This window comes from Burkholderia sp. GW821-FHT14F03, assembly GCF_058803765.1.
Genome location: NZ_JBXAPG010000095.1, coordinates 1 through 9,060, shown reverse-complemented (window position 1 = coordinate 9,060; position 9,060 = coordinate 1). Strand labels below are relative to the sequence as shown.

Sequence of the window (9,060 nt, the reverse complement as noted above, 5' to 3'; positions counted from 1 at the left end):
GTTCGGGGAGCGATTTACGCAAGCCCGCTGATCACTGGTTGTGCAACCGCCTCGCCCACAAAAATGCGGACAGGTCCTTAATAGCCCGTATAGGAATTAACGAAGCCGGACGAGCGGTGCGGGAAGATCAGGACCGTTCGCCAGCATGCGGAATGCCGCCCCCGACACGCAATCTTCAACAAAGCTGTCTCGCGCAACCGGTCCAACCACGCCCGCGTTCTCTTTTGGGTCGAAGCTGATCAGCCGCCAGATCACGTCTTCGCCGAAGTCCAAATAAACGTTCGCCTTGGCCTCGCCCCAGTTCCTCAGAAGCTGCCCGCGTCCCCACCAGCGGACGGCGTACGCCGCTGGATCGGCCTGAATAGGGCCGCTCAGACCCATCCGGAAATAGCTGAGGTCTAGTTCCCCGCGCAGACCGTCGACGATCCATACCATTTCCGCATAGAAGTCCTCTCGGGACTTCATTTCGGCGGGCGGCATCGGGGAGTGCTGGAACTCCAGCACTAAGCCGTGAGGGGTCTTCACATCCGCTATGTGAATTTCCCCCGACTGAGCGTCGTGATCGACCACTTCCTGCCACTCTCGCGGAAACTTGTCTTTCCAGTCGCGATGCCATTGTGTTTCGGACTCGTACCATGGGTCACATGGCTTCTTTCCCTTATGAGCCCAGTGCCAAACTTTGACCCGTCCGCACTTGGCCACCATCGGACTGGAACAAAGCGGGTTAACGCAAGTTCCTTTCGAGCCGGGAGCCGCTTCCTTCTTCTCGCCCGAGACGAATGCGAACCGCATGCTGGTTCTCCTGTGTTGTACCAGCGAAAGTGTATCCGCCATAAGGATCAGAACAGTTGACCTAGGGGTGCCGACTCCCAGTTCGTGATCACCAGCTCGCGACTCGTCGACGGGCCGCCGTTCGCGTTGCCCACGCTGTACTTAATCGACAGATCGAGCATCGGAAACCCATCGAACGCGTGCCGGATGTCCTCATGGTCGTTGCACGGGCGGACGTGAGCCAAGCAACGTTTGCGGCCGAGGGGAAGCTTTCGTCCGGGGAAGACGCGTTCATGAGGTCCGTGCTCGTCGAAGCTGGACGTGCCCATACGGGCACGCTCGTATCGTTCGATCATACGGAAGGACGTGCGGTGTCAGGCCTAGCGAAGAAGGGGTTGGTTGTGCGCCTTGGCGATGAGGTTCGGCTCACCGACGTCGGCGCTGCCTGGCTCGCGACTGTTGCCGAATAGTGACCCTGAACCAGGAACTCCTCGAACTCTCTCGGCACCAGTTCCCATCGATTGGCGAGCGGCGCATTTCGGGGCCATGGCAAAGAACATCCCGGACTTCTTAACGTCTTCCTCAACAACAGCCGCCGGCGGAATCGGGCGAGGTCGGTGCCCGATGATCCTGCCGCGGCGGCGAAACCGCAAGAGGCGCGCGCGGCACGCCGCGCGCCATGGCTTACTTATTGTTACCGGCACCAAACAACAGCGTCAGGTAGTCGCCGTTGCTCTTCATCTTCGTCATCAGCGCGTCGAGCACCGTGAACTGTGACTTGTACTGCGCGGTCAACTGCTCGGCGTAGCCCGCCAGCTGTTCCCGGCGCTGCGACAGGCTCTTCATGCTCGTATCGATCTCGCTGAGGCGGACCGCAAGCGTACCCTTGTCGGTCAACTTGGTGCCGTCGTCGCGGATGTGCTGGTTGATCTGGTTGCTCATCTGCTTGCCGAGGCCGTCGGTTGCGTTGAACACCCGGGCCACGACCGCGGGCTTGTTCTGCAGCGCCGCCTTCAACGCGGCGTTGTCGACCACCAGCGAACCGTCCGGCAGGTTCGAGCCCGCCGGCGCGAACTTCACACCGATTTCCGCGAAACCGGCCTTGGCGGTGCCGTTGTCGATCCCGCCCGCCATGATCTTGCCGAGCGAGTTGCGGATCGCGTTGAGCGTCGGGTCGCCGAGCAGGATGCCGCCCTGCTTGCCTTTCTCCGCAGTTTTGTCGAACTTCGAGTAATCTGCCGCCGTCTTCATCACGGAGTTGTACTGGGCGACGAAATCGGTGACCACCTTTGCCTGCGCATCGATGTCGGGCGAGATCGTTAGCGTCTGGGTCGAGCCGAGCGCCTCCTGCGTGACGTTCAGCGTCACGCCGGCGATCACGTCCTTCATCGCGTTGTCGGCGTGGCGCGCCGTGATGCCGCCGACCGAGACGATCGCATCCTGGGCCGCCGCGTCCTTGCTCTGGGTCCAGGTGTGAGCCCCGTCCATCACCTTCGACGGGCCACCCGTCGGATCGACCACCGACTGCACCGCGAACTTCGACAGGCCGCCGTCGTCCTTGACGTTGCTGACGCCGATATTGATGACGTTCGCGCTGCCCGACGCGACCGTGCGCAGCACCAGGTGCGCGCCGTCGGTACCATTGACGATCGTGGCCGTCACGCCCGGGTTCTTCTGCGACGCGTTGATGGCGGCGGCGATGCCGGCCGGGGTGTTGTTCTCCGGGGTGACGTCGAGCTGCATCGACTTGTCGCCGACCTTGAGCGTCATCGTGCCGGTGCCGAGCTTCTGCTTCGGATCGAACGCGCTCGATCCGAGCGTCTGGGAAGTCGCGACCTGCTTGACTTTGACCTGGTAGCTGCCGGCCGTCGCGCCCTTCTCGGTGGTGGCTGTCAGGCCCTTGCCCGATGCCTTGACCGCGAATTTCTGCTGTAGCGTGCCGTCGGACAGCGAGGTCAGCGCCGTCTGCAGCGACGTCAGTTCGGTGCGTAGGCGGCCAAACGCGGCGGACAGATCGGTGTTCCGGGTGGAGGCGGAACTGATCGCCACGTTCAAGCCCTTGATCTTGTCCTTGACCAGCCCGTTGACCAGCCCCTCAACGTCCAGATTGCTCTTGCCCGTGACGCCGTTGATGATCGACTGCGCCGCGTCCTGCAGGGTGGTGTTGGAATTGATTGCTGTGTTGTTAGTAGTAGTTAAGCCGCGGATCGCCATGGACTATCCCCTCCAGTTGATTAATCTAACCATTACGACAGTAATTTCCTGAACAATTAGCGGAGTGCTTTAACCCTGCAGAAAATCTCTGCCTAAGCGCCATCCTGCCTCTGTTTTATGAGGCGCGGCGTCAACATTTGTCGCCGCAGGGTGCGCATTCATATGTAGTCCTACCTTCCCCTATCGTGGACCCGGAAAAATGCAGTGCGGCGTCTATTTTTTGTCTGTTTCATGCATTTTTGTCGCTCACGTCGAGCTCCGCGCATTTGATCATTCGTCGCAGGCCCGTCGGTTGCGCTCGACCAGCGCGCGCACGAGCGTCCAGTCCAGGCCGTCCCAGATCGCGCAGCTGAACCGGCCAGAGTTTGTCACTAGGCCGTGCTGGACTGGTCGAATCAGGGCAAGCAATCCACTACAGGCCGCTGGTATCGGAAAGCACGCGAGGGCAACCATAGCCGCGTTGAACGCGTGTATCGGGAACTGGGGCTTTCGTTGCACTACGCGAATGGCTAGTCTCGACTGCTGAACAGACTCGCGATAACGTCACGTCGTGCATCGAAGCGGCAACTCAGGTTCGATCAGCGGCGATTTCCATGACTATTCGACGTCGCGCTGCGAGCCCCTGTTCGGACCGTTGTTCCACTAGTTCCACAAGCGCTTGCGGCGCGACATCTGGCCTCCCAGCATTGAATGGAGGCACCGGAGCATACTCGAGTTCGAGCTGAATCGCCTGCGCTTCCTCAATCCCCGCCAATTCTGCAGCAACCGTCAGTCCCAAATCGATGCCCGCGGTCACACCTCCGCCAGTCATGAGGTTGCCGTCACGGACTACCCGATCGCGCGTCGGAATGGCACCAAGGGGCTCAAGCAACGAGTGGAAGGCCCAGTGAGTTGTGGCACGCCGTCCGCGAAGCAACCCTGCTGCACCAAGCAATAATGCACCGGTGCAGACAGAAGTGACGTAACGGGCACCGGCGGCCTGTTTGCGAACAAACTCGATCGTCTGAAGGTCCTGCAACAGGTCCGTTACACCCCCTCCACCGGGAACACAAATCACGTCGAGTGGCGGGCAGTCCTCATATGTGGCGGTGGGCGTAAGGAGTAGTCCATTGCTAGATGTTACCGGGTCGAGTGTTTTCCAGATCAACAGGGCCGTTGCGCCGGGAAGCGATGCGAGTACGTCATGGGGACCGGTCAGGTCTAGTTGTTGTACTTGTGGAAATACCAGAAATCCGATTTGGAGCGTCATGGGGATACCTTGTCAAATTCGCACCAGCGACTGTCTTCGAGGTGGACGGATCGATTTTATGCAGGTAGCCTTTGGCAGAATTGCCATTTACCCCACAGTTTTCGCCACGTGATGTCAGCCGAAGCACGATCCATCTTGCTGGTCGCTTTTCCGGACGTTCAACTCCTCGACGTCAGCGGGCCATTGCAGGTTTTTGCCTCCGCCAATGAACTGGCAGTAGAGCGAGGGCTTGCAGAACCTTACGTACTTCGGGTTGTTGCAGCCGAGGCCGGGCTCGTGACCTCCTCCTCCGGCTTGGCCCTGCTGACCCATTCCATAGATTCAGTGAAAGGGCCTATTGACACGCTCGTCGTTCCGGGCGGCCGCGGCGTTTCCGCGGCATCGGCGGATGCGCGCTTGACCCGTTGGACACGGCGGCAAGCCAGCCGATCAAGGCGCATCGCCTCCGTGTGTTCCGGGGCTTTTCTGCTGGCAGAGGCCGGATTACTGGATGGCCGACGTGTGGTCACGCATTGGACCCGCTGCGACGAACTCACGAACCGCTATCCCAAGCTGCGCGTAGAAACCGATCCAATATTCGTTCGCGACGGCGATATCTGGACATCCGCAGGTGTGACCGCAGGAATCGATCTCGCCCTTGCGCTCGTGGAAGAAGACCTCGGCCGTTCGGTAGCACTGGAAGTCGCTCGTGAACTCGTCGTCTTTCTGAAGCGCCCAGGCGGCCAGTCCCAGTTTAGTGCCATGCTGTCGATGCAAAAGGCAGATGACAGGTTCGGCGAATTGCACGCATGGATGGCGGCACACCTGGCGTCTGATCTTTCCGTTCCTTTGCTAGCCAGACGACTCCACATGAGCGAACGCAGCTTCATGCGTCACTACAAGGCGGAAACAGGCCGGACACCTGCGCGCGCGGTTGAGCAACTCCGAGTCGAGGCAGCACAGCGACTACTCGGCGAGACGTCATGGCCGGTCAAACGCATCGCAAGCCGTTGCGGATTCGGTAGTGAAGAAAGCATGCGGCGTAGCTTCGTCCGGCTACTGCGGGTCGCTCCTCAAGCGTATCGGGAGCGGTTCTCATTTTCCTGACAGGCGCATCGTGCGTGTGCCATGCGATGGAAAGTTTGCCGGTCAGTTCGTTCCATCGGAAAACTGTCTGTCGTGCGCACCCACGCGGAAGGGGAGTCATTGGGGGGCGCTCGATGTCCCGCAATGTCCATCAGTCGCGCATGACCGATGTTGGAGCACGAAACGGCCGCTGGAGCGTCCTGCCGACCGCTGGGTCGAAGGTCAGAAACTGGCCGTCAGCCGCCGCTCCGCATCTCCGACATCTGGCTGATTGGCTATCTTCGCGCGGGCGCGACCTGACCACTGGTAACTCGGGCAACCCAAAGCGACTTTCCCGAGCACCATGAGTACCCAGCCCACCGACATACCTGCAAACGTCACTCCCATGATGCACCGGTGGCACGCCACGCCTCCCTGCAGACCACCACGAGCTACGTGAACGCGGAACAGCAGCGCATGCGTCAGGAAGCGGCGAAGTACCACGCGCGGCTGGCGGACCGTCGGGGCGAGTAAGGTGCGGTAGATTCGGTATTGGGGACCAACCGAAGCTTTTCATTGTTACGCGCCTGCCTTGAGATGTCGCGCCTTTGGACGCCCGTCCAGATCAGGGCTGCAAAAGTATCGAGCCGCTGGTTTCGCCGGCTTCCAGGCGACGCTGCGCTTCAGCCGCCTGGGCCAGAGGAAGCACTGTTCCAATGTTCGCCCTCATGCCGCTCTGCAAGCGCTGGAACGTGGCCAGCACTCCTTCCTCGTAGCGTGCCGGGTCGGACATGAAGCGGAATACACTTGGGCGAGAAAGGGCAACCGAGAGGGTCGAGCCAAGCAGAGCCAGGTCGATCGGTCCCGAGTCTCCACTGACCTGACCAACGCTGGCGACCATTCCGAAGGGACGTACAGTCCCTAGCGTCTCGATGAGGGTCTTGCCGCCGATGCCGTCAATTGCGTAGTCGACTCCGCATCCGCAAGTCAGTGCTTGTGTCGCGGTGACAAAATCCTGTTCGCGATAAAGAATCGCTTCGTCAAGGCCATGCTCTTTCGCCAATTCCGCCTTCGCCGACGAGCCAACCGTGCCTATGACACGGGCGCCCAGCGCCTTGGCCCATTGCACGAGGACGAGGCCCAAACCGCCGGCGGCCGCGTGGACCAATACGGTGTCACCAGCCTTGACGGGATAGACATATGAACACAGCATATGGGCTGTGATGCCGCGCAGCAGAAGACTAGCCGCAGTGTCATCACCTATGTCGTCGGGCAGCGGAAGAACGCGGTCGGCGCAAATATTGCGGACGCTGGCGTAGCTACCGGTTGGTGGGCCTGCGTAGGCCACGCGCTGCCCTAGGTGCAGTGATTCGACGCCAGGGCCGACGGCGTCAATGACACCGGCACCCTCGACACCTAGAACTGTGGGCAGCTCTGGCAGGGCGTAGAGGCCGGTGCGGTGATAGATGTCGACGAAATTGACGCCGATCGCAGTGTGGCGGATTCGAACTTCCCCGGCCACGAGGGCAGGGAGTGCAACCTCGCGAAGGCTCAATTGCGAAGCGTCGCCGTATTGCCCGATTACCACTTGGGCCGCATGAAACGAGGCTGCGTCGGGTGCGGATTTGGAAGTCATACTGTTCTCCTGGCGATTGATCTTGCAAGCTCATGTTGCACTGGGCAAAATGACTCAACAATTCCAGATAAATTGGCAATGAGTGTGCAAAAAAGCACAGGAAGACTGCTCCCGGAAAGCCTGCGTCTGCAATGGGACGATATACGGTATTTCCTCGAATTGGCGCGGGTCGGGAGTCTCTCGGCAGCAGCACGCAAGCTTAGTGTTGAGCATTCAACTGTTGCTAGACGGGTCGAGGCGCTGGAGCAATCACTGGAAATCAGGCTGTTTGATCGCTTGCCTAAAGGCTGGTCGCTAACACCAGAAGGCGAAACGTTGGCGATGCAGGCGAGACGCCTGGACGACGAAGCACAGGCCTTTTCTCGCGCGGCGGTGGGTGTGTCGTCCCTGAAGGGTACCGTTCGCATCTCTGCTCCACCTGTATTGGCTAGCCATCTGCTGGTACCTCGCCTCGCGGGCATACGATCTCAGTGGATGAACATTGATCTGGAAGTCATGGGAGAATCGCGCGACGCGAATTTGGCTCGTGGCGAGGCCGATCTGGCAATTCGCATGTCAAGGCCAACCGCTTCAGGTTTGGTCGCGCGATGCATAGGGCAGATGAGCTATGGCCTCTATGCTGCCTACGGATATGCGAATCGACCAGAGTCAGAATGGGAATTCTTGGGGTATGACGAAGGTCTTAGTCAAGTACCTCAGCAGCGCTGGCTAAACCAGATTGCTGGAGACCGTCGCTTTGTATTCCGGAGCAATGATCTGGTCGCATTGCTCAATGCCGCACGAGTTGGTTTGGGGATTGCCGCATTTCCGCATTTTCTTGCGACGAATGACACAGCCTTGTGCTTACTGCCAGATCATGCTTGCTCGACTGTTCGGCAGTTGTGGCTCGTGATGCACCCGGACGTCAAACATTCGCCCCGTGTTCGACTGATTGCGGACCTGCTTATTAATCTGGTTGGCGAAACCCCGGAGTTGTCACTAAAAGCTAGTGTCGCTGCAGCTGATCGAGCAGGTGGCGGGCAGCTGGGCCCGGGCGGCGCCGGCGCCCGATGACGCAATCGCGCGCTGGTTCCGGCCGCTCGTCGCCCTGCAGCTGATCGAGGTCGATGTGCGCACCGTCGGCAGCTGGTCGCGTACTGCAACCGCCGCGGCGGTAGCTGGTGGCGGTCGGTGCCGCGCATTGGCGTCGGCCGCGCCCGAATCGTGGTCGGGTGGCTGCGCCGGCATGCCGAGATGATCGGTGATACGGTCGTGCTCGACGTCGAGCGAGTCGAGCGGCTCGCCGCCGCGCCGGAGGCGCGCGTCCCGCTGCGCCGCGACCAGCTGGTGCCGATGCATCGCTTGGCGATGCCGACCGACCTGGACGGTTCGACCGGCACGAATCGCGCACCGGCGTTCTCGTACATCGCGGCCGCGCACGACCTCGACGCCGTGTTCGCGTACCTGCATCGCTACGACGGCCAGGCGGCCACGCAGCGCGCGTACTGGCGCGAGCTCGAGCGCTTCGTGCAGTGGTGCGTGCTGGAGCGCGGCCGGCCGATGTCGTCTGTGCTGGTTGACGACTGCGAGGCCTACAAGGCGTTCCTGGCCGCGCCGTCGGATGCGTTCCGCGGGCCGCAGGCCTCGCGCGCGTCCGGACGTTGGCGGCCGTTTTCGTTGAAGCCCCTGTCGCTCGACAGCCAGCTCTACGCAGTGCGCACGCTGCGCGCGGCCTGCGACTAGCTCGTCAAGGTCCGCTACCTGGCTGGCAATCCCTGGGGCCGTCGCCGATCCGAAGCCGCTGAAGCGCGCGACCAAGCTGCAGGTGCAGCGGGCCCTACCGATGGATGTGTGGGCGATGGTGCGCGCGCGGCTTGCCGAGCACGGCGAAGGCGTCGGGCCGCAGGGCCCCGACTGGCGCGTCGCGCGGGCGCTGGTGCTGCTGATGGGTGACGCCGGCTTACGCATCGAGGAGGCGGTGACAGCGAAGCGGGGCGGCCTGCAGTGGTGGCCGACCGAGGACGAGACACTGGCGACTTGGATCCTGCGTGTGATCTGCAAGGGCAACAAGGAACGTTTCGTGCCGGTGTCTAGCTGTGAAGCGTCAAGAGGTTGTTTCTCGATACGGGAAGTCTGGCCATCGGCGCAACGCCGCCGATGGCGCTAT

Annotated in this window: 8 protein-coding genes and 1 pseudogene; 4 read left to right on the top strand and 5 right to left on the bottom strand. The window is 61.2% G+C overall.

All coding sequences use genetic code 11. The features are described 5' to 3' along the window. Positions 1-96 precede the first annotated feature (96 nt). The 4 genes from AC1RQF_RS32855 to AC1RQF_RS32840 all read right to left on the bottom strand — a co-directional run bounded on the left by AC1RQF_RS32855 (position 97) and on the right by AC1RQF_RS32840 (position 4,234). Positions 97-792, bottom strand: coding sequence for a competence protein CoiA (locus AC1RQF_RS32855; protein WP_492874279.1), 696 nt, complete (start codon positions 790-792; stop codon positions 97-99). 47 nt (positions 793-839) lie between these two features. Next, positions 840-1,100 (bottom strand): hypothetical protein, encoded by a 261-nt coding sequence (locus tag AC1RQF_RS32850; RefSeq protein WP_492874277.1) that lies wholly within the window; start codon positions 1,098-1,100, stop codon positions 840-842. 355 nt (positions 1,101-1,455) lie between these two features. Next, positions 1,456-2,985 carry a flagellar filament capping protein FliD gene (gene fliD / locus AC1RQF_RS32845; protein ID WP_492874275.1) on the bottom strand — a complete coding sequence of 510 codons (1,530 nt, stop codon included), beginning with the start codon at positions 2,983-2,985 and terminating at the stop codon, positions 1,456-1,458. A 568-nt stretch (positions 2,986-3,553) separates the two neighbouring features. Further along, a complete protein-coding gene (locus AC1RQF_RS32840) occupies positions 3,554-4,234 on the bottom strand; it encodes a DJ-1/PfpI family protein (protein ID WP_492874273.1) in 681 nt (226 codons plus the stop codon). Positions 4,235-4,345: 111 nt separating this feature from the next. Between AC1RQF_RS32840 and AC1RQF_RS32835 the strand changes: the two genes are divergently transcribed. After that, positions 4,346-5,320: a GlxA family transcriptional regulator gene (locus AC1RQF_RS32835; protein ID WP_492874272.1), complete on the top strand. Its 975-nt coding sequence runs from the start codon at positions 4,346-4,348 to the stop codon at positions 5,318-5,320. Between the two features lie 583 nt (positions 5,321-5,903). Here AC1RQF_RS32835 and AC1RQF_RS32830 read toward each other — a convergent pair. Further along, complete coding sequence (locus tag AC1RQF_RS32830) at positions 5,904-6,914, bottom strand: quinone oxidoreductase family protein (protein ID WP_273996573.1); 1,011 nt, start codon at positions 6,912-6,914, stop codon at positions 5,904-5,906. A gap of 78 nt (positions 6,915-6,992) precedes the next feature. Between AC1RQF_RS32830 and AC1RQF_RS32825 the strand changes: the two genes are divergently transcribed. From AC1RQF_RS32825 to AC1RQF_RS32815, 3 genes and pseudogenes are all read left to right on the top strand, one after another. Beyond that, positions 6,993-7,967, top strand: coding sequence for a LysR family transcriptional regulator (locus AC1RQF_RS32825; protein ID WP_273996572.1), 975 nt, complete (start codon positions 6,993-6,995; stop codon positions 7,965-7,967). Between the two features lie 180 nt (positions 7,968-8,147). After that, positions 8,148-8,636, top strand: a complete 489-nt coding sequence (locus tag AC1RQF_RS32820; RefSeq protein WP_273998443.1) for a site-specific integrase — start codon at positions 8,148-8,150, stop codon at positions 8,634-8,636. A gap of 100 nt (positions 8,637-8,736) precedes the next feature. Next, positions 8,737-9,060: pseudogene (locus tag AC1RQF_RS32815) on the top strand (hypothetical protein); the annotation flags it as partial.